Origin of the sequence: Pseudomonas sp. PDM02 (genome assembly GCF_014852285.1) — a bacterium.
GTDB classification, from domain to species: domain Bacteria; phylum Pseudomonadota; class Gammaproteobacteria; order Pseudomonadales; family Pseudomonadaceae; genus Aquipseudomonas; species Aquipseudomonas migulae.
Genome location: NZ_JACVBL010000003.1, coordinates 30,794 through 54,785, shown reverse-complemented (window position 1 = coordinate 54,785; position 23,992 = coordinate 30,794). Strand labels below are relative to the sequence as shown.

Here is a 23,992-nt window from a genome sequence, read left to right as displayed (position 1 = left end):
AATGTTACTTTCTGGCGTGGTACATTGTGTACTTTAGTGGTATGTACCACAGTACGAAATCGTAGGAGAGTTCATGGCACGCGGTGGTGTTAACAAAGCAGTGGTGCAAGCGGCACGCTTGGCAATTCTGGCTCGCGGTGAAAACCCCAGCATCGATGCAGTACGGATCGAAATGGGCAATACCGGCTCGAAAACCACTATTCACCGGTACTTGAAGGAGCTGGATGACGGCGCCGAGCCGGTAGCGCCCTCCTCCGAACCCATCGATGACGAGCTGGCCGGGCTGGTCTCGCGCCTTGCGCAACGGCTCAAAGAGCAGGCGCAGGAACCCATCGATCAGGCACGCGCGCAGTTCGAACAGCAACGAAAAGACCTGGAAAGCCAGCTGACAGACGCCCAAGAAGCCAACAGCGAATTGCAGCAACAGTACGAGATTCAAACCCTGGCGCTGACGCAGGAGTCCGACACCCTGCACAACACCCTGTCGATGCTGCAGACCGAGCAAACCCGTAACGCCGGAATGAATCAGGCGCTGGCCGATTTCGAGTTGCGCTTGCAAGACAAGGACGAGCAGATCCGCTCCCTTGAGGAAAAGCACCTGCACGCCCGTGACGCACTGGAGCACTATCGCAACGCCGTCAAAGAGCAGCGCGAGCAGGAACAAAGCCGCCATGAAGGCCAGGTGCAGCAGATTCAGATGGAGTTGCGCCAGGCCCAGCAAAGCGCCCTGGTGCGTCAGGATGAAATCACCCAGTTGCACCGCGACAACGAACGCCTGCTGACCGAAAACCGCGGCACATTGCGCGAGCTGAGCCTGTTGCAAGAACAGCTCAAGCACACCCATACCCGCCAGGATCAACTGCTGGAACAGGTCAACCGGATCGACAGCGAACGCACCCTCCTCCAGGAACGCCTGCGCGCAGCACTGCTGGAGAGCCAGTCGCTGAAGCAGAACGTCGAGGAGCAGTCGCAGATAAACAAAGCGCTGGAAATTGAACTACTGAAGACTCAGGCGAGCCTCGATGAAAGCGTGCGCCTGGCAGCGGTCATTGCGACAGCGCCAGACGCAGCCAAGGCCGATTAACCCGCGACCGGTGTACGCATGGTGACGAACTCTTCGGCGGCCGTCGGGTGCACGCCGATGGTTTCGTCGAAGTCGCGCTTGGTAGCGCCCGCCTTCAAGGCAATCGCCAGACCTTGCACGATCTCGCCGGCATCCGGCCCGACCATGTGGCAACCCAACACCTTGTCGGTTTTGCCGTCCACCACGAGCTTCATCAGCGTGCGCTCCTGACATTCGGTCAGAGTCAGCTTCATCGGGCGGAAACGGCTTTCGAAGATCACCACGTCATGGCCGGCCTCGCGAGCCTCTTCTTCCGTGAGGCCGACCGTGCCGATGTTCGGCAAGCTGAACACGGCCGTCGGGATCATCTTGTAATCCACCGGGCGATACTGCTCAGGCTTGAACAAGCGACGCGCAATGGCCATGCCTTCAGCCAGCGCAACCGGCGTGAGCTGAACCCGGCCGATCACATCGCCCAGCGCGAGGATCGACGGTTCGGCGGTCTGGTATTGCTCATCGACCTCGACGAAGCCTTTCTTGTCGAGTTTGACCCCGGTGTTTTCCAGCCCCAGGTTATCCAGCATCGGACGCCGGCCGGTGGCGTAGAACACGCAATCCGCCTCCAGTTCGCGACCGTCCTTGAGCGTAGCCTTCAAGCTACCGTCAGCGAGCTTTTCAATGCGCTCGATGTCGGCATTGAATTGCAGGTTCATACCACGCTTGGTCAGTTCTTCCTGCAAGTGCTTGCGCACCGCGCCGTCGAAACCGCGCAGGAACATGTCACCGCGATACAGCAAGGTGGTTTCGGCGCCCAGGCCGTGGAAAATACCGGCGAACTCAACGGCGATGTAACCGCCACCGACAACCAGCACACGTTTTGGCAGCTCTTTGAGGAAGAATGCCTGGTTGGAGCTGATCGCGTGTTCATGCCCCGGAATCTCCGGAATCTGCGGCCAGCCGCCCGTGGCGATCAGGATGTTCTTTGCAGTGAAGCGCTCGCCATTAATCTCGACCGTATTAGGATCGACGATCTTCGCGTGCCCTTCATGCAAGGTCACACCGCTGTTGACCAGCAGGTTGCGATAGATACCGTTCAGGCGATTGATCTCGCGATCCTTGTTGGCAATCAGCGTTGCCCAATCAAACTGTGCTTCGCCCGGCGTCCAGCCAAAGCCCGAAGACTGCTCGAAGTCTTCGGCGAAGTGCGCACCGTAGACCAGCAACTTCTTCGGCACGCAGCCGACGTTCACGCACGTACCGCCCAGATAGCGACTCTCGGCCACGGCCACTTTCGCGCCAAACCCGGCCGCGAATCGCGCAGCCCGCACACCGCCGGAACCGGCACCAATCACATAAAGGTCAAAATCGTAGGCCATTTTCAATCTCCTCGGCAGGCAAACAGCATACCCGCAGACGTCCGTTGGGCAAGCGCTGCAAACGATATGGGGCCGGAAAATGAAAAAGCCACCCGAAGGTGGCTTTTAAGAAACAAGCAGGTCAAACGCTATCAGTAAGCCTTGCCAGTCTTGTAGAAGTTCTCGAAGCAGAAGTTGGTTGCTTCGATGTAGCCTTCAGCGCCACCGCAGTCGAAACGCTTGCCTTTGAATTTGTAGGCAATGACGCAACCGTTTTGCGCCTGTTTCATCAGCGCGTCGGTGATCTGGATCTCGCCGCCCTTGCCTGGCTCGGTTTGCTTGATCAGGTCGAAGATGTCCGGGGTCAGGATGTAACGACCGATGATCGCCAGGTTCGACGGTGCGTCCTCAGGGGCTGGTTTCTCGACCATGTTGCGAACGCGGTAGAGGTCATCACCGATCAGGTCACCGGCAATTACGCCGTACTTGTTGGTTTCCTGCGGATCGACTTCCTGGATCGCAATGATCGAGCAGCGGTACTGTTTGTACAGCTTGACCATCTGCGTCAGTACGCCGTCACCGTCGAGGTTGACGCACAAGTCATCCGCCAACACCACGGCGAAAGGTTCGTCGCCGATCAGCGGACGACCGGTCAGGATGGCATGACCCAGGCCTTTCATTTCGGTCTGGCGAGTGTAGGAGAAAGAGCACTCGTCGAGCAGTTTGCGGATACCGACCAGGTATTTCTCTTTGTCGGTGCCCTTGATCTGGTTTTCCAGCTCGTAGCTGATGTCGAAGTGGTCTTCCAGGGCGCGCTTGCCACGACCGGTAACGATGGAGATTTCGGTCAAACCGGCATCCAGAGCTTCTTCGACGCCGTACTGGATCAGTGGCTTGTTTACCACCGGCAGCATTTCTTTGGGCATGGCTTTAGTCGCTGGCAGGAAGCGAGTACCGTAACCGGCTGCTGGGAACAAGCATTTCTTGATCATAAAAGTCCTTGAAAGGGCTGTGTGTACGAGTTTCGGCGCAGTCTAATCAGGCGGCGTGCACCTTACAATGCCCCGCACTGGCTAACCGATGCCAACATAGAGAAATATTCTTGCGGATAGTTCCGCAGAACGTCGCGCTGCCTCTTATAGATAGCAGATTTTCGGGTCTGCGCAGGCGACAACCGAGCATGCAATCGCACTCACCCTACACCCATCAACACCGGTTGCGTGCGTTTGGCGTTATCATTGCGCAATTGAACCAGCCAACGAGGCAGATAGATGTCGGTAGCAAAAAGTGTCAACGGGTTCCTGATCAATCAGGCGAAAGACGGCCAGTGGTGGGTAGCCAGCGTCAGCGGCGAGAATATCGCCGGGCCATTCCCGACTGAAGCGTTGGCGATTGAAGTGGCGTCTGTATTGGAACTCGAACACCCGGAGCCGAAGCGCCGCGGCAAGGACAAGTCCTGATCCGGAGCCGATTTGCATGACCAAGCCCTGCCTCGCGCAGGGCTTTTTTGTGATTGGATGAAACGAAGTGGCCTTTCGCTATAACCTTTTGATTCCGGCGCTGTCACAGGCTTAGCCCCATCACCCTGACGACGACCACGACATGAATAGATTTTTGCCTTTGATTGCGATATTGGCCCTGAGCGGCTGTGCCACCTCTGAAAAGACTTACCTGGGCAATGGCGAAACGGGCCTGTCCATCGACTGCTCCGGCGAAGCCAATTCCTGGGCCTCCTGCTATGAAAAAGCCGATGCCTCCTGCGCCGGCACCGGCTATCGAATCGTTGGCACCGACGGAACCCCGTCGACCAAGGAAAGCGACAAGACCCTCGGCGTCGACGTAGGCAACTACAAAAACCGCAGCGTCGTGGTGGTCTGCAAGTAAGGCGCCCTGCCCTACATGTGAATTTCGGCGAACTTGATCCCGAGACCGCGCACGGTCTCGATCAGATCGTCGAGACGACTGAAGGATTCGACTTCATCGTTATCGTCCACCAGAAAATAGCTGCGCCCGGCGCTTTTCTTGAAAAACACGATCCATTCCCCCGGATCAGCCGGATTTTGAATCACATGGGTAGCAGAGATGTGACCCTCTGCGTGCCGTTCCCGTACCTGCTCTCGCTTCATGCTCGACTCCAGAAATGACAATGCCGCCAAAGCGTTGCTTTGACGGCATCGATGCTGACTGTCGCCAGTCTATCAGCCGGAAATGCACGCCGTGGCGGCATCGCGCACATCCATGGGGCGTAATGGCACATTGGAGATGCGCTCATGCAGCTTGATGCTGCTGCCACTGGAACGTTCTTCGATATCAAATACAGCGGCCGGACCCGAGGAGAACTTCTGCGGCACGATGACCCGCACGCCGTCTTTGCCCTGGGGCTCGACTTGCAGGGCACCGCGGCTGCCGGCCAGTTTCTCGGTCAGGCATTGCGCGTACTCATGGGGCTTCTTGCCTGAAATCACGTTCATGGTGGGCAGCGTCTCGTTGATTTCCGAGACACTCGCACAACCACTCATCGCCAACGCCAATGGCAAAACCCACGCACCCCACTTCATAAAAAACCTCCGATAAAGCCCCTCCGACAGCACAAATGCTGGTTTTCTCCGAGGCCCACTGCTTTTATCGCTCATAGAATTCCGAATAACTGTTTTTAATTGTCAAAGCGGAGCCCGACGACCGGATAATAACCCGTTCGGGCTGATAAACTGCGCCCATCGCCCATGCTATCGTTTTGATTTTGTAGAAAAAGCCCTTCTGGAGGCGCCTCATGAAATTTATCCACCAGCGCGAGCACCTCAATGAAGACGACATCGTCGTCATCCAGTGCTCGCAAATGTGCAACATCCGCTTGATGAACGACGCCAATTTCCGCAGCTTCAAGAATGGTGGCCGTCACACTTACCATGGTGGTGCATTCGACACCTTCCCGGCCCGAATTACTGCACCAAGCACCGGTTTCTGGAACATCACCATCGACACCGTCAATCGTCGGGCGATCAGCGTGACCCGCAAACCGACCTTGTCCCACTCGATCAAGATCATCCGCCGCTCCACCACGAAACTGAGCTGAGCACCGCCCGACTCGAACACAGGCAGATATGACCGTGACCCAAACAACCAAGTACGTCATCAAATACAAACTCAACGGCGAACGCCGCTTCGAATTTGCCCAGCTTGAAAACGGCACCGAAGCAGAAGCCAAAGCCGCGCTGGACGCCATTCATGGCCAGGGCGAAGACGTCATCAGCGAGATCAGCGTCAGCAAAGCGCTGTAACGGGATTCGGAGCGACAACCAGGATGTCTGCTCCGTCCGTTGAATTTGACCGCAAGCGCCGGAGTGTTCACGACGGCAGCGCTCCCTAGACTGGCCACCTCAACCCTGGGTTAAGGAGTCAGCACATGTTTAACGAGCGTACGCTCGATGCACTCGACTGGGACAGCCTGTACCAGCAACTCGATCAGGATGGCTGCGCCATCATCCGGTCATTGCTGAGTGCCGAAGAGTGTGACGACATCAGCGCGCTCTATGCAAAATCAGAGCCTTTCCGCTCCCAGGTCATGATGGCCCGCCACGGCTTTGGCCGCGGCGAGTACAAATACTTCCGCTATCCGCTACCGGATCTCGTCTGCCGAATGCGCAATGCGCTTTACCCGCGACTGGTGCCGATTGCCAATCGCTGGTACGAGCAGATGGACTTGCCGATCCGTTTCCCTCCCGGGCACGAGGCGTTCCTAGAACGATGTCATGCCGCCGGTCAGGAGCGCCCAACGCCGTTGTTGCTGCAATATGGGCCACAGGACTACAACTGCCTGCATCAGGATCTGTACGGTGAACACGTTTTTCCACTGCAAGTGGCGATTCTTCTGTCAGAGCCAGGCGAAGATTTCACCGGCGGCGAGTTTGTACTGACCGAGCAACGTCCACGGATGCAGTCTCGTCCCCAGGTGATTGGCCTGAAGAAAGGTGACGGGCTGATCTTTGCCGTCAACCAACGGCCGGTCAAAGGCGTTCGCGGCTTCTACCGAGTCACGTTGCGCCACGGGGTCAGTCGCCTGCACAGCGGAAAACGACATACCCTTGGAATCATCTTTCACGATGCGACATGACCCCATGACCCCGAGCACATTCGACCTGTTTGCCGACGCCGAGTCCGAGCAGCTACCTCGGCGTGAGCAGATCGGCGAACAGTCCTGCGTACTGAGAGGCTTTGCCCTGCCCTGGCTGGATCGATTGCTGCCTGCACTGGAAGCGGTTCTGGCCGCCGCGCCGTTTCGGCAAATGGTCACGCCCGGCGGCTTCATCATGTCGGCAGCCATGAGCAGTTGCGGTACCTGGGGCTGGACAACCGACCGTAGCGGTTATCGCTACACCCGCAATGATCCGCAAACCGACGCACCCTGGCCGGCCATGCCCGCGGTGTTTTTGGCGCTCGCACAAGCGGCGGCGCGCGAAGCCGGCTTTGCTGATTTCGTACCCGATTCCTGCCTGATCAACCGTTATGTCCCCGGCGCCAAAATGTCACTGCATCAAGACAAGGATGAAGCGTCCTACGCGGCACCGATCGTTTCGGTCTCCCTGGGTTTGCCGGCGATATTCCTGTTCGGCGGGTTTGAACGCAGCGATAAAAGCCAGCGAGTCCCACTGTTGCACGGCGATATCGTGGTCTGGGGCGGCGTTGATCGCTTGCGTTATCACGGTGTCTTGCCGATCAAGGACGGTCAGCACCCGCGAATGGGCGAGCAACGGATCAACTTCACGTTTCGTACCGCAAAATGAATCCCCGAATTTGACCGCAAGCCCCGGAGTGCGACGACTGCGCCGGCTGGTTAATCTGAATCAAACAGGTCAACGGACAAGAAGCCATGACACGCCAATCGACAAGAATCGCCACCGAAAACGATCCGCGCTGGGCCGCCGTCGTCGCACGCGATCCCCGCGCAGACGGGCAGTTTGTGTATGCAGTGAAAACCACCGGCATCTATTGCAGCCCCAGCAGTCTGGCGCGCTTGCCCAAGCCGCAGAACGTCGAATTTTTCGACACCGCCGAGCAAGCCCAGGCGGCCGGTTACCGCCCGAGCAAACGCGCAGCGAAGGATCAAAGTGACGTCGCCGCGCAACATGCCGCAACGGTGGCTGCCGCGTGCCGTCAGATCGAGACCGCAGAGCATCTGCCGGCATTGAGTGAACTGGCCGACGTGGCGGGCCTGAGCAGCTTCCACTTTCACCGAGTGTTTAAAGCCGTGACCGGATTGACGCCCAAGGGCTATGCCACGGCCCACCGCTCACGCAAGGTTCGCCAACGCTTGATCGATGGAGGTTCGGTGACCGATGCCTTGTATGACGCCGGTTTCAATTCCAATAGCCGATTTTATGAGGCGGCGGATCAATTGCTGGGGATGAAACCTGGCGACTACCGCGCCGAAGGCCAGAACAACGACATTCGGTTTGCCGTCGGCCAGTGTTCTTTAGGGGCGATTCTGGTGGCGCAAAGCGAACGCGGGGTGTGCGCGATTCTGCTGGGTGATGATCCGCACCAATTGGTGTGCGACCTGCAGGACAAGTTTCGGCGGGCCAACCTGATCGGCGCCGACCACGGGTTCGAGCAGTTGATCGCCCAGGTCGTCGGGTTTATCGAAGCGCCGGCCATCGGCCTGGACTTGCCTCTGGATGTGCGCGGCACGGCGTTTCAGGAGCGCGTCTGGCAAGCCCTGCGGGAAATTCCTGTCGGCAGCACCGCCAGTTACGCCGATGTCGCGCAGCGCATCGGCTCACCGAAAGCGGTGCGCGCCGTGGCCCAGGCCTGCGGCGCGAACAGCCTGGCGGTGGCGATCCCGTGCCACCGCGTGGTGCGCAGTGACGGCAACTTGTCGGGGTATCGTTGGGGCGTGGAGCGCAAGCGGCAGTTGTTGGAGCGCGAAAGCCAATAAATCAAAAGATCGCAGCCTGCGGCAGTCGCAGGCTGCGATTTTTGCTTTCAGCGATTCACATCCACCACCACACGGCCACGCAGCTGACCGGCGAGCAATCGCGGTGCCGCATCGATCGCCTCACTCAAACCGATTTCGTGGCTGATCAGCGGCAGCAAGGCAAAGTCCAGATCCTTGGCCAGACGGTTCCATGCCAATACCCGCTTGGCTTTGGGTTGGGTCACGCTGTTGATTCCGGCCAGGGTCACGCCGCGCAAAATGAACGGGGCGACAGAGGCCGGAAAGTCCATGCCTTGCGCCAAACCACACGCGGCGACAGTGCCGTTGGCTTTCGTGCTGGCACAGGCGTTGGCCAGGGTGTGACTGCCGACCGAGTCGATCACAGCCGCCCAACGCTCCTTGGCCAGTGGTTTTCCCGGCTCGGACAATGTCGCGCGGTCGATGATTTCGCTGGCACCCAATTGCTTGAGGTAGTCGTGTTCAGAGGTGCGGCCAGTGGACGCGACCACCCGGTAGCCGAGCTTGTTCAGCAGCGCGATGGCGAAACTGCCTACACCACCGTTGGCACCCGTGACCAGAACGTCACCCTGCTCAGGCGTCACACCGTTATGTTCCAAAGCCAGGATGCTCAGCATCGCCGTGTAACCGGCCGTGCCGATCGCCATTGCCTGGGCAGCGGTGAATTCCCGAGGCAGCGGAATCAGCCAGTCGCCATTCAGGCGCGCCTTCTGCGCCAATCCGCCCCAATGCCCTTCACCGACTCCCCAGCCATTGAGTACGACTTGATCACCGACCTTGTAGTCCGGATGCCCACTGACTTCGACAGTCCCCGCCAGATCAATGCCCGGCACCATCGGGAATTTTCGCACCACCGGGCTGCTGCCGGTGATCGCCAGACCGTCCTTGAAGTTCAGCGTGCTGTACGCCACACGCACTGTCACATCGCCCTCGGGCAGTTGATCGTCATTGATCTCTTGCAGTGTGGCCCGGTAACCGCTGTCGTCTTTGTCGATCAAAATGCCTTGGAACATTGTCGTCTCCTGTCAGATCATTCAGTTGTCGTGCTACTGGAATATCACACTGCAACCTTTTGCCGTACCCGACTTTAAGCCAATCCAGGAATGCCCCATCCTGAAACCCGATGGGTCTTGCGCCTGTCTTTGCTGATACAAGTCCCGTCCTGCAGCCCTGCCCCGTTATGACCCGGAGAACCTTGAAATGAGCCAATGGCCAGATACCCGAATTATCGATTTGCTGGGGATCGAACTGCCGATCATCCAGGCTCCGATGGCTGGCGCAACCGGTTCGGCCATGGTGATCGCCGCGAGCAATGCCGGCGGCCTGGGCTCGATGCCCGCAGCCATGCTGACCACCGAGCAGTTGCGCGAAGAACTGAAAACCATTCGCCAACACACTCAACGCCCGATCAACGTCAACTTCTTCTGCCATCAGCCGCCCCCTGCCGACGAGCAGCGTGCCCGGGACTGGAAGAATCTGCTGGAACCCTACTACCGCGAACTCGGCGTGGATTTCGACGCGCCGACGCCCGTGTCCAATCGCGCGCCGTTCGATAACGCGACCTGTGAAGTGATCGAAGAATGTCGCCCCGAAGTGGTGAGCTTTCACTTCGGCCTGCCGGAAAAATCCCTGCTGGATCGCGTCAAGGCGACCGGGGCGAAAGTGCTGTCTTCGGCGACGACTGTCGAAGAAGCCGTCAGGCTTGAGCAGCATGGCTGCGACGCGATCATCGCCATGGGTTACGAAGCCGGTGGCCATCGAGGCATGTTTCTCAGCGACGATTTGAGCAGCCAGGTGGGCCTCTTCGCGCTGCTGCCGCAAATTGTCGACGCGGTGAAAGTGCCGGTGATTGCCGCTGGCGGCATTGCCGATGCACGGGGCGTGGCGGCGGCGTTTCTGTTGGGCGCGTCCGCGGTGCAGGTCGGCACGGCGTATTTGTTTACACCGGAAGCCAAGGTCAGTGCCTCTCACCACAAGGCGTTGCGCACGGCCAAAGAAAGCGAGACAGCCGTCACCAACATTTTCACCGGCCGCCCGGCACGCGGGATTCTCAATCGCGTGATGCGCGAACTCGGACCGATCTGCGATAAAGCACCGGCCTTCCCGTTGGCGGGTGGGGCGTTGATGCCATTGCGGGCAAAGGGCGAAGCGGATTTCAGCAACCTCTGGGCCGGGCAGGCGTTCAGGTTGGGGGTTGAGATGACGACAGCAGAATTGACGCAGCGTCTGGCCCAAGACGGCTTGGCGAAACTGTTGCACCGCTAGGCACAAGACCTGGGGCGAGGCGTTTCGCCGCAATGCAATCGAGATCAACACATTCCGTTTGCAGGCAATTCGCTATATATTCCGCTATATAGCGTTTTAACCCCTCGCTGTCCCTGCCTACAACGGAGCCGTTTCATGACCATTCGTGCCTCACGTTTTGCCCCTACTTGCCTGGCGAGCCTGCTTGCTGTGTTCGCCATTGGCGCAGCCCAGGCGGACGAAGTCCAGGTCGCCGTCGCGGCCAACTTCACCGCGCCGATCCAGGCTATCGCTGCTGATTTCGAGAAAGACACCGGGCACAAACTGGTCACCTCCTTTGGTGCAACCGGCCAGTTCTATACGCAGATCAAGAATGGCGCGCCGTTTGAAGTGTTTCTGTCGGCGGACGACACCACCCCGCAAAAACTCGAAGCCGAAGGCGACATCGTCAAGGGCTCGCGCTTCACCTACGCCGTTGGCACCCTGGCGTTGTGGTCGGCTAAAGAAGGTTACGTCGATGCCAAAGGGGACGTGCTGAAAAAGAACGAATATCAGCATCTCTCCATCGCCAACCCGAAAGCCGCCCCTTACGGCCTGGCTGCCACCCAGGTTTTGGCCAAGCAGGGCCTGACCGACAAGGTCAAAGACAAGATCGTTGAAGGCCAGAACATCACCCAGGCTTATCAGTTTGTCTCAACCGGTAACGCAGAACTGGGCTTTGTCGCCTTGTCGCAGATCTACAAAGACGGCAAAGTCACCAGCGGTTCGGCGTGGATCGTTCCAGCCAGCCTGCACGACCCGATCAAACAAGACGCGGTGATCCTCAACAAAGGCAAGGACAACCCGGCTGCCAAGGCGCTGGTTGACTACCTCAAAGGTCCGAAAGCCGCTGCTGTCATCAAATCCTACGGTTACCAACTCTAAATGACCCTGTCGAGTGCCGATTTTTCCGCCATCTGGCTGACCCTGAAACTGGCGTCCCTGACGACGGTTATCCTGCTGGTGATCGGCACTCCGATTGCGTTATGGCTTTCGCGCACCCAATCCTGGCTGCGCGGCCCGGTCGGGGCGATTGTCGCCCTGCCCCTGGTGCTGCCGCCCACGGTGATCGGTTTTTATCTGTTGCTGGCGCTGGGCCCTAACGGCTTTATCGGCCACTTCACTCAATCACTGGGGCTCGGCACCCTGACGTTCAGTTTTGCCGGATTGGTGATCGGCTCAGTGCTCTACTCGATGCCGTTCGTGGTCCAGCCGTTGCAAAACGCTTTTTCTGCCATTGGCACCCGCCCACTGGAAGTGGCTGCGACCTTGCGCGCCAATCCCTGGGACACTTTTTTCAGCGTGATCCTGCCTCTGGCCCGACCGGGGTTCATCACCGCCGCGATTCTCGGTTTCGCCCACACCGTCGGTGAGTTTGGCGTGGTGCTGATGATCGGCGGCAACATCCCCGACAAGACCCGCGTGGTCTCGGTGCAGATCTACGATCACGTCGAAGCCATGGAATACGCCCAGGCCCACTGGCTGGCCGGGGCGATGCTGGTGTTCTCGTTTGCCGTGTTGCTGGCGCTGTACTCCAGCCGTAAAACCAAAGCGGGCTGGAGCTGATCGATGATTCAAACACGTCTGAAACTGAGGTATTCGGGGTTCGCCCTGAATGTGGACTTGCAACTGCCCGGCCGTGGCGTCACCGCGCTTTACGGCCATTCCGGCTCGGGCAAGACCACTTGCTTGCGCTGTATCGCGGGCCTGGAGCGGGCCGAACAAGGCTTTATCCAGGTCAACGATGAAGTCTGGCAGGACAGCGACAAGAAGATTTTCGTAGCGCCGCACAAACGCGCGATCGGCTATGTCTTCCAGGAAGCCAGTCTGTTTACGCACCTGTCGGTGTTGGCGAACCTGCAGTTCGGCCTCAAGCGAATCCCCAGGCAACAACGCCGGGTCGACATGGCGCACGCGACGGAACTGCTGGGCATCGGTCATCTGCTGGACCGCCATCCGCAGCACTTGTCGGGAGGCGAGCGACAGCGTGTCGGCATTGCCCGCGCGCTGCTCACCAGCCCGAAACTGTTGTTGATGGACGAACCGCTGGCGGCGCTGGATTCGCAACGCAAAAGCGAAATCCTGCCCTACCTGCAAAGGCTGCACGATGAGCTGGACATCCCGGTGCTGTACGTCAGCCATTCCCAGGATGAAGTGGCGCGACTGGCCGACCACATCGTCCTGCTCAGCAACGGCAAAGCCCTGGCCAGCGGCCCTATCGGCGAAACGCTGGCCCGGCTCGATTTGCCTTTGGCGTTGGGCGATGACGCCGGCGTGGTGATCGAGGGCCACGTCAGTGCCTATGACGCCGACTATCAGTTGCTGACCTTGCAACTGCCAGGCACCGCTCTGAACATCCGCGTGACGCACACGCCGATGGACCCCGGCCAGGCGTTGCGTTGCAAGGTCCAGGCGCGCGATGTCAGCCTGAGCCTGCACAGCGCCGAGCAAAGCAGCATCCTCAACCGTCTGCCGGTGACCGTGATCAGTGAAATGGGCGCAGACAACGCCGCCCACGTGCTGATTCGCCTGGACGCAGCCGGCACACCACTGCTGGCGCGAATCACCCGCTACTCCCGGGATCAATTGCAGGTGCATCCCGGCCAACAGCTCTGGGCGCAAATCAAAGCGGTGGCGGTGCTGGCGTAAACCCGCTGGCACGACTGCACTGGCACGCGGTCAATGGCTGTAACGGCCCCTGATTCGTCGCCAAGGACTACCGCCATGCCCGATTCCGCGCTGACTGATGCGCTGCCACCTGACCTGCATTATGTCGATGACACCCAGCCCGGCATCGCCCGCAAGAAACTGCGTGGCAAGTTCTGCTACTTCGACCCGGACGGAAAACGCATCACCGACCCGAAGCAAATCAAACGTATCAATGCCCTCGCCGTCCCCCCGGCCTACACCGACGTTTGGATTTGCGCCGACCCGAGTGGGCATCTGCAAGCCACTGGCCGTGATGCGCGGGGGCGCAAGCAATACCGTTATCACCCGCGCTGGCGCGAAGTGCGCGATGCCGACAAATATTCGCGCCTGCGGGATTTCGGGCTCGCCCTGCCGAAACTGCGCAAACAGCTTGAAACGCTGTTGGCCGCCCCGGGCTTCAGCCGTGACAAGGTCATGGCCACGGTCATTACCTTGCTCGACGCGACATTGATTCGGGTCGGCAACACGCAGTACGCCCGGGACAACCGCTCGTATGGGCTGACCACGCTGCGCAACCGGCACGTCGAGATCAACGGCAGTGCGATCCGGTTTCAGTTCCGGGGCAAGAGCGGCGTCGAGCACCAGATCACCGTGAAAGACCGGCGCCTGGCACGAATCATCAAACGCTGCCAGGAGATTCCCGGGCAGAACCTGTTTCAGTATCTGGATGAAAGCGGTGAGCGGCACACCGTCAGTTCCTCCGACGTCAACGCCTACCTGCAAACCCTCACCGGCACCGACTTCACCGCCAAGGATTACCGCACCTGGGCAGGCAGCGCGCTGGCGTTGTCAGTGTTGCGCGGTTTGCAGTGGGAACCGGAATCAGACGCCAGGCGGCATGTGGTGGAGATGGTCAAGAACGTCGCCAGGCAACTTGGCAACACCCCGGCAGTTTGTCGCAAGTGCTACATCCACCCGGCGGTGCTCGAGGGTTTCCTGATGGGGGCATTGGCCGAGTTACCGCGCCCGAGAACACGTAAAGGCTTGAAGGCCGAGGAAGTCGGGCTGGCGATGTATTTGGAGAAGATGATCGAGGCGACTCAACCGACGAACTGACCTGTCCATTTTTTGCACGATTACAAATGACTTCTATAGTTGTTGTGACACAAATTAGCTTCGAGTGAAGCCATGGAAGACATTTACGTTGTTAAGCGTTGCAACAAGATCATCATTCATGGGCGTCGAGCCGGGGAAGCCGGTCATACGCCACCAGACGCAGAAGTCTGGTATCGCATCGCCGATACCCGTACCGATGGCTTTATCGGCGACGGTTTTGATTCCGAAGAAGATGCCCTTCGCGCCTGCCATCTATTCAATGCCCGATCGCAAGTGCTGGCCCGACAAGGCTGAAGCCCGGGTCTATACTGAAAATGGCTGAGGGAACAGCGACCCCATCGGCAGAAAGCTCGCTCTTTGCGGGCTTTTTGCTGCCACTGCCAGGTTTCTTGAACGGAGGTGTTTGCCATGTCCGAAAAAGAGTCCATCACCACCCTGCTCACCCTGCTCGACTCGCGCCAGGTTCGCTTGGCCGCAGCGTGCAAGGAAATCGCCGACTGGGTCGATCATCAAGGCGGGCACCCGACCGCCCTCAGGATTCGTGATCGCCTGAACGACATCGAGAAGGACACGCCGCTGATTCGTAACACGCTGTCTTCGCTCAAACCTGTCGAGCCGCCGCTGCCGCGGTTCAGATGATTCGATCTGGACTCCGGACACGAGCGCACGGCCAGGACGCATGAACGGCGACGATGATCGTCACCGGGTGCGTCCTTGCCTGATCACCTGCTGCTGAATCCCAAACCCGGCCCTGTACCGGGATTTTTTTTGCCCGGTCATTTCACACAGCCTTCACAACTCACGCCTTACTGTAGCCCTACTCCTTTTGAAATATCCCTTGGCCCGCCCGCATGCGGGCCTTCTTTTTGCTCGCCTGCGCTCAACGAACGCCATCACTCGCGTGAGGTCAAACGGTCACACGTCACGAAGGAGGCGTCTGATGGTTACTCACTTCAAAGTTGCCGGGCATCTGGCCTGCGGCCACAAAGGCAGCAAGCTCACCTCAACCACTGAACTGAACCGAGTGAAATGCAGAAGTTGCCGAAACACCGATGCATATAAGGATGCACGCAAAGACCAACGCAACGCGGCACGCCGCGCCGCACGCAAAGCCAAAGCCACTCACACTGCCAATGACTGGCGCGCAGCATGGGTCGAGCGGCTTACCGCCATGGCCGGGCTGCAACGGTTGCCCCGTGGCTTTAGCGGTCAACCATTCGTTTAACTGACAGGTTCGGCGGTTGAAGCACGTTCACTCGGCCCGGCCGCCGGCCCCATGATTTCTCGCAAAGACATCCGCTTGAACGCTTCGACCAGCGCGCGTCCCTCCTCGGGAGCGCATGAGATGGCCAGGCGCATTGTCGCCTCGCCCAGACTCCAGATCAGAAAGGCAGACGCCTGAACCTGGTGCGCATCGCTGTCGGGATACACCCGCAGCATCGCGTCCGACAACATCTCGCCGGCAATCCGACACTCCTGCAGTTCCAACGCCATGAGTTGCTTGTCTGCCTGCATGCCTGACCAGATGTCACGCATCGCCGGTGTCGCCAGGAAGATCTCGTAATACTCGTCCAACAGCTCTGAAAAGGCCTCGCGCAGCCCTTGCGCGTCCTCGACCGCAGCCATGGCGACTTCGATACAACGACGGCTTTCGGCGTTATAGCGCTCGGCCAAGGTGCGAATCACCGAACTCTTGTCTGGAAAATACTGATAAAGCGAGCCGATCGAAATCCCGCACATTTCGGCGATTTCACTCATTTTCACTTGATCGCTGCCCTTGCTCGCAATCAATTGCGTCCCCGCCGCCAGGATTCGCTCCTGGCGTTCGCGGCTGCGCTGCTGCGTGGGATTGCGCCGGACAGTCTCTGAAACGGCTTGCTCGTGGGCTTCGGTGGTTTTCTTCGGCACTGGCGTGCTTCCCGATCAATAACATGACATAGCCTCACCTTAGCACCGCCCGTACGTCGGTTTCACCGGTTCTTCCGGTTGACGATAAAACATGAGCGTTTATCATCTTTTTAAACATGAGCATCACTCACATTAAACCGATGGAGATGAACGCGATGAAAACCACCCAAGAGACAATTCTGATTCTCGGCGCAACAGGCAAAACCGGGAGGAGGATCACTCAACGGCTGCAAGCGGCCGATGTGCCTGTTCGCTTGGGCTCTCGCGGGGCGGATCCGGCGTTCGACTGGGAGGATCGCTCCACCTGGGAAGCGGTGCTTGAGGGAATTCACGCGGTGTACATTTCATTCCAGCCAGACCTTGCGGTCCCCGGTGCGGTTGAAACTGTGCAGGCATTCACCGATCAGGCCGTTAAAAGCGGCGTCCGCAAACTGGTGCTGTTGTCAGGGCGCGGCGAAGTTGAAGCTGAACAGGCAGAACGCGTCGTTCAAAACAGCGGCGTGGACTGGACCATCCTGCGGGCCAGCTGGTTCTTTCAGAACTTCAGCGAAGCGCACTTTCTTGAGCCAATCCTGCAAGGAGAACTCGCCCTCCCCGTCGGCAACATCGCCGAGCCCTTTGTCGACGTGGAAGACATCGCCGAGATTGCTGTTGAGGCGCTGACCAAACCGGGGCATTCAGGCCAACTCTATGAGCTGACGGGCCCGCGCGCGCTGACCTTTGCAGAGGCCACTGCCGAAATTGCCCACGCGTCCAAACTCGATGTCGGTTTCGTCGCCGTGCCACCCGACGCCTATCGCCAGGCGCTGGAACAGGCCCAACTACCAACAGAGCTGATTGAACTCGTGCTGTACCTCTTCACCACCGTACTCGATGGCCGCAATACACCGGTGGCTGACGGCGTACAGCGTGCACTGGGTCGCCCGGCGCGGGACTTCAGCGACTATGTTCGCCGCACGGTGGCTACCGGTGTCTGGGGTTGAGATCAGCCGAATAGATTATTCGACGATCAGTTCAATAGCGCTGTATGCCATTTCATTTTTGGCGATAAGCGTTTTCCTCAGCTAGGGTTTCTATCGCATCGATTCTGCGCCGACGATGTGGGTAGGCGCCTGATCAAGGAGGAACGAATGACACTGATCCGTGAGGCGGAAAAAACCTACCGCCGCTGGTCCAGCCCGATCCTGCTGGAACTCAAGGAAAGAGAACATCAGCTCAACCCGGTAGATCGTGAGGCTCTGCAGAATGTTTTGGTAGAGAGAAGGCTCATAGACACCGGCAACCCTTCCGGCGCTGATCGACGCAAGGCGAATCAGCCTGCTGACAAAAGCGGCAAGTGAAAATAGTTGACCGGAAACAAACAAGGGTTTGCATCAGCTTTCGCTGGCAAACCCTTGATTTTATAAATTACGGTAAGAGTCCCACTCAAGCCGGTTCGCAGGTCAGCCTCCACGACTGCTCAAACAATTCCCCAGCGTTTCGGCTTTCAAACTCTTCCTCCAGAAAAACTCTGCTATCGCGAGGAAGTGCGATGAACCTTGAAAAACCGACCATTCCCCCGAAGCTGTTTCTACTGTTCACCTCGCCGCAAAATACCTGGTGCCTGGAGTCAATGTTCCTGAACACCGCGGATTGAGGGTCTTTCAGATAATCCCTGACAAGGTTTTTAGCCTGGTACTCCATGTAGTAATTGAAGTACGCATACCTTGACGCGTAGACCACGCTCGCCAGAACGATGCCCGATACAATCAGGTACTTAAGTGTCTTCCATGCCATCCTGGGCCTCGCAAGAAGATGAAGTCAGCAAAGTGATCTTCGCAGATCACTTCGAGAAATAGCCGGGTAAAAATGAAAAAGGCCTGCGTGAGGTATCTCACGCAAGCCTTTAATATTCATGGTGCCCGAAGCCGGAATCGAACCGGCACGCCCTTACGAGCGGGGGATTTTAAGTCCCATGCGTCTACCAGTTTCGCCATTCGGGCGGTAGCGCGGTCAGGCAGTCTGATGGCTGACAAATGACGATCTGTCAGTTCTGACGCCTGTGCAGCAGAGGACGAAATATATACATCCCGTCCCGGTGAAGCAAGTTTGCAAACGCCCATTTCAAGACTAAATCTTGCAGGACGACGCAAATAAAAAAGCTCCGTAAATCATAGATCTACGGAGCTTGTTTAAAGTGGAGGCCGAGGTCGGAATCGAACCGGCGTAGGTGGATTTGCAATCCATCCACAAAACAAGCTATTTCAATAGGTTAGCAGCTTTACCGTTCCGCAAGCTACTGATTTTTAACGGTCTGCATCCCACAGCTTTCAAGGAGTCCGTTTTGGGTTGCGGAACGGAATTACTCCCCTGGGCCACTGCTCCAGGTCGTGGGATGCTTCCGGGCACGCCGCTTTAGCTGTTCAATCCGCCCCCCCATGCATCGCTACTGTTCCCACCTGCTACGCTAAATTTTTTCATGGAAAATCACGATGCCGAACTCCGACTTACTCCCTTCCCTGCTGTTCAAGATCAACGAAAACCAATTGGCCCTTGAGGCCGCTATCCTTGAGTTGTCCAACTGGGTCGAGCAGAGAGGCGCTGCCGAAGTCGCAGACAACGTGCGCGGCGCACTTGATACCATTGATAAGAACGAAGAGTTCATCAAGCTCACGCTTGCTGTGCTGCTGTCGTCCGATTAAGACCTGACGGGCAGCAATCGGCCAATAGCGGACACTCAGAGCGTCCAAAATTAACCACTAAATAATACCTTTCCCTTCCGGTATCAGGGCGACTGTCTTGGCTAATTTCAAGAGGTTCGATCCGCAAGACGCTCTTGAATGAGCGGTTACCCAGGCACGCTCGGCACATTAAGCCCGACTTTCACACGGTCCAGCGCCACGATTGTCTTGAACCAGGTAACGTTGGAATTTTCGGCAAACAATCGCCGCGCCAAAGCCTGGTATTCCTTCATGCTGCCAACGGTTAACACCAGGACGAAATCCACTTCGCCGGTGACGTAGTAGCACTGCTGAACTTCGGGCACCGCGAAGTGTGCCTTCATCGCCTCCAGCGCCTCGATGCTAGTGCGCTCTGCCATCACTTCCACAATGATCGTGATCGGCCGTCCTACGGCGGTGGGATCCACGATGGCTACGTTGCCCGTGATGACTCCCCCCTCTTCCATTCGCTTGATGCGGCGCTGAACGGCAGCCGTGGAAAGATTGACCTGCTCGGCCATAAGGCGCAGCGGCATAGTGTTGTCGCGCTGAACAAGGTCCAAGATGGCACGGTCGAATTTGTCCAACGATTCAGGTGCAGCGTCGTTTTTTGCCATGGTAAACCCGTGAGAAATTTTCTCGAAAACTATCAGAAAACTGCGCACCTTTATCTAGCCAGGAGAAATATTATCTTGCCAGCAGTCTGCGTACGCAGCCTTAGTCGGGAACACACACAGGATATTATTGGCATGCTCGCACTGTTCCATCTTTCCCCTGTCCTGTTGGTTACAGCCATGCTCGTCGTGCTGCGCCGGCCACCCGTTCACGCCGCCATTGCAGGCACTCTATTAGTCATGGTGCTCTGGCTCGCCGGCGCTGCCGACGCGTGGCGCCTAGGCAGTATGGTGGCCGCCGCTCAAGATACGGCCGTGCTGTTTGCAAGTACGGCTTTGGTGATCGTTCCAGGTCTGGTCTTCGTGATTTTTATCGAGCGCATGGGCGTCAACCTGGCGCTTAGCCAATGGGTGCGGTCACTGGGGCTTGGACGCGGCGATCAAGTAGTGTTTATCGTCCTTGGACTGGCACCGTTGCTCGAAGCGATGACCGGCTTCGGCGTGTCGTTGATCGCTACGGTGCCCCTGCTGCTCAGTCTCTTCGAACGTCGGGTCGCGCTACGAATAGCACTGACCGGCATGGCAATCATGCCCTGGGGAACGCTGGGCTTGGCATCTGTCATTGGTGCTTCGTTGGTTCACCTGGACGCACCCGCGCTGGCATCGACCTCGGCACTGACCAGCGCACCGGTTTTTTTGGCCCTCAGTGCAATCGCGCTATATCTTGCAGGCGTTCGTGACTCGCGGGAATGGAGGGCGTTGGGCGCTTTCTGGCTGCTGTTTGTAGGCGTGCTTTACAGTGCTAGTCGGTGGCTGGGGCCGGAAGTGGCCGGCGTTGCCGCGGGCCTGGTGACGGCAGCAGCGGTACTCTCTGCTGGGCTGTGGCGCCTGCGCCGCAACGATAGCGCGCGCGGTGCGGTGCAATGGCCGCGTCAGGCATGGCCGTATCTGGTGCTGATTGTCTGCATTGTCGCGTTGAAGATGGTGTGGACGATCACCTCTTGGCAGGATCACTGGGTTGTACAGGGCGCCCAGGTCACCTGGAAGCCACTCGCCTCACCAGGCCTGGCACTGGTTCTGGTGCTGATCGGGCTAGGGTTTCACACGCGCAACACACAATGCCAGACAGCACTCGACGTCAGCATGCCTGCTGCGCTGGTGGCGCGGGCGAAGCGGCCATTGTTGACCATTTTCTTCTTTCTCGCGATGTCGCAGATGATGGTGAAGGCCGGCTTCCTCGCGGGTTTGATGCAACTGCTGGCGGGCCTGTCGCCCACCGCCGCGACGTCGCTGGTTGCCATCTTTGGCGCGCTGTCAGGCTACATGACCGGGTCGAATGTTGGCGGCAATGCGATCTTCATGCCGGCCATCGCGATGTTGCCCGAATCCTCTCGCCTATTGTTGGCTGCCGTCCAAAACAGCTCGGCAGGGCATGCAGCGCTGGGCTCGCTGTCGGTTGTCATGCTGATCCTGGGACTTGCTAAAACCCAGGCCAAGGAGGAAGGCGAACTGGTAAGGTTTGGCTTCATGCTGGTCTGTCTCAATACCGCGTTAGTCGCGTTGGGCGCAGCGTTGCTGATTGGATGGTTTGGATAGCATGGTATTGGCAGATGGGCACCCCAATGAGCAACGTGCGACTTAGCGACTGCAATGGGTCGATAGCTGCCCATATAGTAAGGAAGAAATCGGCCCAAACAGATGCTTTAACCCGCGAATTCATGCCGATGATGGATTGGACGAACTATTCGCAACACCCCTGCAAATAAGGGCCAATAGGCCTGTTATAAATCCCCCGTACCAATTCCGTACCAGCAACATTCCCGCACCATCAAATCCCGCCCCCGCTCTCATCCGTTGTAGCAAAATTTAAGCAACCGTTTTCAGCTCCAATCCCGAGCACTGTCGCTGCTATGCTTGAATTCTTTCGAAGGAGTCGGTAAGCGTGAACAGACATCTTGGCAGGACTGGCACAGTGATCAATGCGTAGGTGATGCTGAGCTATTACGCTAGTGAACCGCTCCTGTTTTTCTAGATACTGTCTAAGTATTATCTGAGGATCTACAGGGATTGCCTTTTGGGTCTGAGGGCCAGCGAGCTGGCTTTACAACTCTAACCTTTTCAAACTGGATGAATAACATGAGCGTGATTTCTGGCGATCCAACAACCCAGTTGGCGTTTTCGATGCATGAGAACAAAGGCGTGTATGCCGTACTGATCGGATCTGGCTTGTCTAGGTCAGCTGGTATTCCTACCGGGTGGGAAATCACCATGGAACTCATTAAGCGCGCCGGCATAACCTCTGGGGTGCCTGATCAGGAAGACTGGCATGCCTGGTACGTTGAGCGTACTGGGCATCAACCAAATTATTCGACATTGCTCGAAGAGCTTGCTACTACGCAAACAGAGCGTAGAGCTATCATTCAAGGTTTTCTTGAGCCAACCGAACAGGAGTTAGAAGACGGCATGAAGATGCCTACCCCTGCTCATAGAGCCATCGCAGAGATGGTGAAGGCTGGTTTCATCAGAGTTATTATCACCACGAATTTTGATCGTCTCATGGAGAACGCATTACGCGACCTCGGAATTGAGCCAACTGTCGTGAGTTCAGTTGATACGCTTGCTGGCGCAGAACCAATCACTCACACCCAGTGTTACATCCTAAAAATTCATGGGGACTACAAAGATGCTCGGATCCTCAATACGGATATAGAGCTCGGAGATTATCCGTCCGAATTCAATGTCGTGCTAGATAGGATTCTCGATGAGTTTGGTCTGATCGTTTCTGGGTGGTCTGGCGATTGGGATCATGCTCTGCGATCAGCTTTCACAAGAGCTCCCAATCGACGCTACCCTACTTTTTGGGTGACCCGGGGTCGATTGTCTGAGCGCGGACAGGAATTGGTAACGCAACGAAAAGCAATCATTGCCAATGCCTCGGATGCAGACTCCTTTTTTTGTGCTTTGCAGTTAAAACTTCAAACGCTAAGTGAGTATCACCAATCAAATCCGGCAAGCATGGAACTCACTATCGCCATGGCGAAACGGTTCTTATCGAAGCCTGATCATAATATTCAGCTTGATGACTTAGTGACAACAGAGTTGCGTAAGCTCGTTGATCATTATTCTCCAATTTTTGCCGATCCCAGCATTGTAATTGGGCAGGATTACACAACCTGGATCACGAACTATGAGACCTCGACAGAGACCATGACTCGTCTTTCAGGCGTCTTGGGAAGGTGGGGAAATGGGGCTGAAAGAGACCTGATACTTGATGCTATTCGAGTTTTGACAGCAGAAGCATTGAAAAACGGATCAGGGCAAACCGTATGGCTTGAACTAAAAAAATATCCTGCGGTATTGATATTTGTGGCCTACGGCTTAGGCCTCACGCGCGCAGGCAGGCTTAAGGAACTCTACAACCTTTTTGAATCGACTATTGCCATCGATTCTCGCATCACAATGGCCTTGGGTGAGTCATTCAATCCTGGGTATTTCGAATCAGTTACCCAGAAATCAATTTGGCAGTCACTTCCAGGACAAGACCGAGCGAAAACTCCACTTAGCAATCGACTTGCCGAAGAGCTTGCTCCTCGCTGGGCACCTAGCTTTGCGGGCTTAGGCGACCCAGTGATGCTGTTTGATCGTTTCGAATTTTATTGTGCTCTGTACTTTACAAAAACATGCAATATCACCGAGTCGAGCATCGAAGAATACATACAAAAAGGACAGGCTAGACACCTAATTATCGGACGCCCGGAATGGAATAGAAGTGCCATTAGTACGATTGAAGAAGAGATGTCCCATGATGAATTCAGGACTCCTTTGCTTGAGGCGGGCTTTGCATTCGGAAGTCAAAAATATCTAGAGCTATTTTTTGGGTGCCTGCGTCAATCTGCACGTTACTAGACCCGGCTACCTAGCATGGCCACAATGTTCTGTGGCCTGCTTGAGTTGTTCGAATGAAATTGCCCCTAGATTCTCGATACTGACTGGACAGCAGAGGGGCGATTTCTGTGGCGCTGAACGACCGCAATGGTCGTATGCGGTAATTGGGCATGACTTTTGAGGGCGGATAGGGATTCGAACCCCTTCAAGCCCTCCTATGGTCCGCTCCAGGCCGTAAAAAGCGGCGTTGTAGCGAACTAGCCGGGGCGTACTGCGGCCCGTAGCGGCCCTGATCTTGCCCTAAATATGCCCTAAAACTTTCCCAAATTAGCAGCGCTAAGCGTTAGCGGACTCAAATATTCATTACGCCCTGCGTCAACTCTAGTGATTGCCTATGTAGGTTTCTGACAGCGCCCCTCAATCACTCTAATTACAATCTAAGGTTCAATTCGGCTGCTATGCTGAAATCT

29 protein-coding genes and 1 tRNA gene are annotated in these 23,992 nt (G+C 57.2%); 21 read left to right on the top strand and 9 right to left on the bottom strand.

Annotation, left to right across the window (positions count from 1 at the left end; translation table 11 throughout):
* Positions 1-73: 73 nt before the first annotated feature.
* Positions 74-1,084 (top strand): DNA-binding protein, encoded by a 1,011-nt coding sequence (locus IB245_RS06675; protein WP_192227055.1) that lies wholly within the window; start codon positions 74-76, stop codon positions 1,082-1,084.
* On the opposite strand, the gene gorA is transcribed toward IB245_RS06675, so the two are convergent.
* Positions 1,081-2,439, bottom strand: a complete 1,359-nt coding sequence (gene gorA, locus IB245_RS06670; RefSeq protein ID WP_192227054.1) for a glutathione-disulfide reductase — start codon at positions 2,437-2,439, stop codon at positions 1,081-1,083. The genes IB245_RS06675 and gorA overlap by 4 nt on opposite strands.
* 131 nt (positions 2,440-2,570) lie before the next feature.
* The gene (galU, locus tag IB245_RS06665; protein WP_008036893.1) at positions 2,571-3,410 is read right to left on the bottom strand and encodes a UTP--glucose-1-phosphate uridylyltransferase GalU; all 840 of its coding nucleotides are present in this window, start codon (positions 3,408-3,410) and stop codon (positions 2,571-2,573) included.
* Between the two features lie 279 nt (positions 3,411-3,689).
* Between galU and IB245_RS06660 the strand changes: the two genes are divergently transcribed.
* Positions 3,690-3,878, top strand: a complete 189-nt coding sequence (locus IB245_RS06660) for a hypothetical protein (RefSeq protein WP_008036894.1) — start codon at positions 3,690-3,692, stop codon at positions 3,876-3,878.
* A 142-nt stretch (positions 3,879-4,020) separates the two neighbouring features.
* On the top strand, positions 4,021-4,302 hold the full coding sequence (locus IB245_RS06655) for a hypothetical protein (RefSeq protein ID WP_008036896.1): 282 nt from the start codon (positions 4,021-4,023) through the stop codon (positions 4,300-4,302).
* 11 nt (positions 4,303-4,313) lie between these two features.
* On the opposite strand, the gene IB245_RS06650 is transcribed toward IB245_RS06655, so the two are convergent.
* On the bottom strand, positions 4,314-4,544 hold the full coding sequence (locus tag IB245_RS06650; RefSeq protein ID WP_008031064.1) for a hypothetical protein: 231 nt from the start codon (positions 4,542-4,544) through the stop codon (positions 4,314-4,316).
* 72 nt (positions 4,545-4,616) lie between these two features.
* Positions 4,617-4,976: a hypothetical protein gene (locus tag IB245_RS06645; protein ID WP_192227053.1), complete on the bottom strand. Its 360-nt coding sequence runs from the start codon at positions 4,974-4,976 to the stop codon at positions 4,617-4,619.
* A 212-nt stretch (positions 4,977-5,188) separates the two neighbouring features.
* Here IB245_RS06645 and IB245_RS06640 point away from each other — a divergent pair, with 212 nt between their 5' ends.
* The 5 genes from IB245_RS06640 to ada all read left to right on the top strand — a co-directional run bounded on the left by IB245_RS06640 (position 5,189) and on the right by ada (position 8,350).
* Complete coding sequence (locus IB245_RS06640; RefSeq protein ID WP_008031060.1) at positions 5,189-5,491, top strand: DUF1883 domain-containing protein; 303 nt, start codon at positions 5,189-5,191, stop codon at positions 5,489-5,491.
* 34 nt (positions 5,492-5,525) lie between these two features.
* A complete protein-coding gene (locus IB245_RS06635; RefSeq protein ID WP_162130704.1) occupies positions 5,526-5,696 on the top strand; it encodes a hypothetical protein in 171 nt (56 codons plus the stop codon).
* A gap of 125 nt (positions 5,697-5,821) precedes the next feature.
* Complete coding sequence (locus IB245_RS06630; protein ID WP_192227052.1) at positions 5,822-6,529, top strand: 2OG-Fe(II) oxygenase; 708 nt, start codon at positions 5,822-5,824, stop codon at positions 6,527-6,529.
* Complete coding sequence (gene alkB / locus IB245_RS06625; protein ID WP_192227051.1) at positions 6,519-7,199, top strand: DNA oxidative demethylase AlkB; 681 nt, start codon at positions 6,519-6,521, stop codon at positions 7,197-7,199. The genes IB245_RS06630 and alkB overlap by 11 nt, the downstream gene beginning before the upstream one ends.
* Before the next feature lie 86 nt (positions 7,200-7,285).
* Positions 7,286-8,350: a bifunctional DNA-binding transcriptional regulator/O6-methylguanine-DNA methyltransferase Ada gene (ada, locus tag IB245_RS06620; RefSeq protein WP_192227050.1), complete on the top strand. Its 1,065-nt coding sequence runs from the start codon at positions 7,286-7,288 to the stop codon at positions 8,348-8,350.
* Positions 8,351-8,397: 47 nt separating this feature from the next.
* Here the strand turns inward: ada and IB245_RS06615 are convergent, their stop codons facing one another.
* Positions 8,398-9,381, bottom strand: coding sequence for an MDR family oxidoreductase (locus IB245_RS06615; RefSeq protein WP_192227049.1), 984 nt, complete (start codon positions 9,379-9,381; stop codon positions 8,398-8,400).
* A 187-nt stretch (positions 9,382-9,568) separates the two neighbouring features.
* Between IB245_RS06615 and IB245_RS06610 the strand changes: the two genes are divergently transcribed.
* The 8 genes from IB245_RS06610 to IB245_RS06575 all read left to right on the top strand — a co-directional run bounded on the left by IB245_RS06610 (position 9,569) and on the right by IB245_RS06575 (position 15,641).
* Positions 9,569-10,633 carry an NAD(P)H-dependent flavin oxidoreductase gene (locus IB245_RS06610; protein WP_192227048.1) on the top strand — a complete coding sequence of 355 codons (1,065 nt, stop codon included), beginning with the start codon at positions 9,569-9,571 and terminating at the stop codon, positions 10,631-10,633.
* A 135-nt stretch (positions 10,634-10,768) separates the two neighbouring features.
* Positions 10,769-11,536 (top strand): molybdate ABC transporter substrate-binding protein, encoded by a 768-nt coding sequence (gene modA, locus IB245_RS06605; RefSeq protein ID WP_008031048.1) that lies wholly within the window; start codon positions 10,769-10,771, stop codon positions 11,534-11,536.
* Complete coding sequence (modB, locus tag IB245_RS06600) at positions 11,537-12,217, top strand: molybdate ABC transporter permease subunit (RefSeq protein ID WP_192227047.1); 681 nt, start codon at positions 11,537-11,539, stop codon at positions 12,215-12,217.
* Positions 12,218-12,220: 3 nt separating this feature from the next.
* Entirely contained in the window at positions 12,221-13,300 is a 1,080-nt protein-coding gene (gene modC, locus IB245_RS06595) for a molybdenum ABC transporter ATP-binding protein (protein ID WP_192227046.1), read from the top strand.
* A gap of 75 nt (positions 13,301-13,375) precedes the next feature.
* Positions 13,376-14,416 (top strand): DNA topoisomerase IB, encoded by a 1,041-nt coding sequence (locus IB245_RS06590; protein WP_192227045.1) that lies wholly within the window; start codon positions 13,376-13,378, stop codon positions 14,414-14,416.
* Positions 14,417-14,488: 72 nt separating this feature from the next.
* Positions 14,489-14,710, top strand: coding sequence for a hypothetical protein (locus tag IB245_RS06585; protein ID WP_192227044.1), 222 nt, complete (start codon positions 14,489-14,491; stop codon positions 14,708-14,710).
* A gap of 114 nt (positions 14,711-14,824) precedes the next feature.
* The gene (locus tag IB245_RS06580; protein WP_008031039.1) at positions 14,825-15,055 is read left to right on the top strand and encodes a hypothetical protein; all 231 of its coding nucleotides are present in this window, start codon (positions 14,825-14,827) and stop codon (positions 15,053-15,055) included.
* Positions 15,056-15,356: 301 nt separating this feature from the next.
* The gene (locus IB245_RS06575) at positions 15,357-15,641 is read left to right on the top strand and encodes a hypothetical protein (protein WP_008036910.1); all 285 of its coding nucleotides are present in this window, start codon (positions 15,357-15,359) and stop codon (positions 15,639-15,641) included.
* Here IB245_RS06575 and IB245_RS06570 read toward each other — a convergent pair.
* Positions 15,638-16,324: a TetR/AcrR family transcriptional regulator gene (locus tag IB245_RS06570; protein ID WP_192227043.1), complete on the bottom strand. Its 687-nt coding sequence runs from the start codon at positions 16,322-16,324 to the stop codon at positions 15,638-15,640. The two genes, IB245_RS06575 and IB245_RS06570, sit on opposite strands and share 4 nt — an antisense overlap.
* 155 nt (positions 16,325-16,479) lie before the next feature.
* On the opposite strand from IB245_RS06570, the gene IB245_RS06565 reads away from it, so the two are divergent.
* Together IB245_RS06565 and IB245_RS06560 are read left to right on the top strand one after the other, a co-directional pair.
* The gene (locus IB245_RS06565; protein ID WP_192227042.1) at positions 16,480-17,307 is read left to right on the top strand and encodes an NAD(P)H-binding protein; all 828 of its coding nucleotides are present in this window, start codon (positions 16,480-16,482) and stop codon (positions 17,305-17,307) included.
* Positions 17,308-17,454: 147 nt separating this feature from the next.
* Positions 17,455-17,664 carry a hypothetical protein gene (locus tag IB245_RS06560; RefSeq protein WP_192227041.1) on the top strand — a complete coding sequence of 70 codons (210 nt, stop codon included), beginning with the start codon at positions 17,455-17,457 and terminating at the stop codon, positions 17,662-17,664.
* An 85-nt stretch (positions 17,665-17,749) separates the two neighbouring features.
* Here the strand turns inward: IB245_RS06560 and IB245_RS06555 are convergent, their stop codons facing one another.
* Positions 17,750-18,100 (bottom strand): hypothetical protein, encoded by a 351-nt coding sequence (locus IB245_RS06555; protein WP_192227040.1) that lies wholly within the window; start codon positions 18,098-18,100, stop codon positions 17,750-17,752.
* 119 nt (positions 18,101-18,219) lie between these two features.
* Positions 18,220-18,306, bottom strand: a tRNA-Leu gene (locus IB245_RS06550).
* A gap of 489 nt (positions 18,307-18,795) precedes the next feature.
* Between IB245_RS06550 and IB245_RS06545 the strand changes: the two genes are divergently transcribed.
* Positions 18,796-19,005: a hypothetical protein gene (locus IB245_RS06545; protein WP_192227039.1), complete on the top strand. Its 210-nt coding sequence runs from the start codon at positions 18,796-18,798 to the stop codon at positions 19,003-19,005.
* Positions 19,006-19,151: 146 nt separating this feature from the next.
* Here the strand turns inward: IB245_RS06545 and IB245_RS06540 are convergent, their stop codons facing one another.
* On the bottom strand, positions 19,152-19,640 hold the full coding sequence (locus tag IB245_RS06540; protein WP_192227038.1) for an Lrp/AsnC family transcriptional regulator: 489 nt from the start codon (positions 19,638-19,640) through the stop codon (positions 19,152-19,154).
* A 132-nt stretch (positions 19,641-19,772) separates the two neighbouring features.
* Here IB245_RS06540 and IB245_RS06535 point away from each other — a divergent pair, with 132 nt between their 5' ends.
* On the top strand, positions 19,773-21,233 hold the full coding sequence (locus IB245_RS06535; RefSeq protein WP_192227037.1) for a transporter: 1,461 nt from the start codon (positions 19,773-19,775) through the stop codon (positions 21,231-21,233).
* A gap of 540 nt (positions 21,234-21,773) precedes the next feature.
* Positions 21,774-23,543: an SIR2 family protein gene (locus IB245_RS06530; RefSeq protein WP_192227036.1), complete on the top strand. Its 1,770-nt coding sequence runs from the start codon at positions 21,774-21,776 to the stop codon at positions 23,541-23,543.
* The last annotated feature ends 449 nt before the right edge of the window (positions 23,544-23,992 follow it).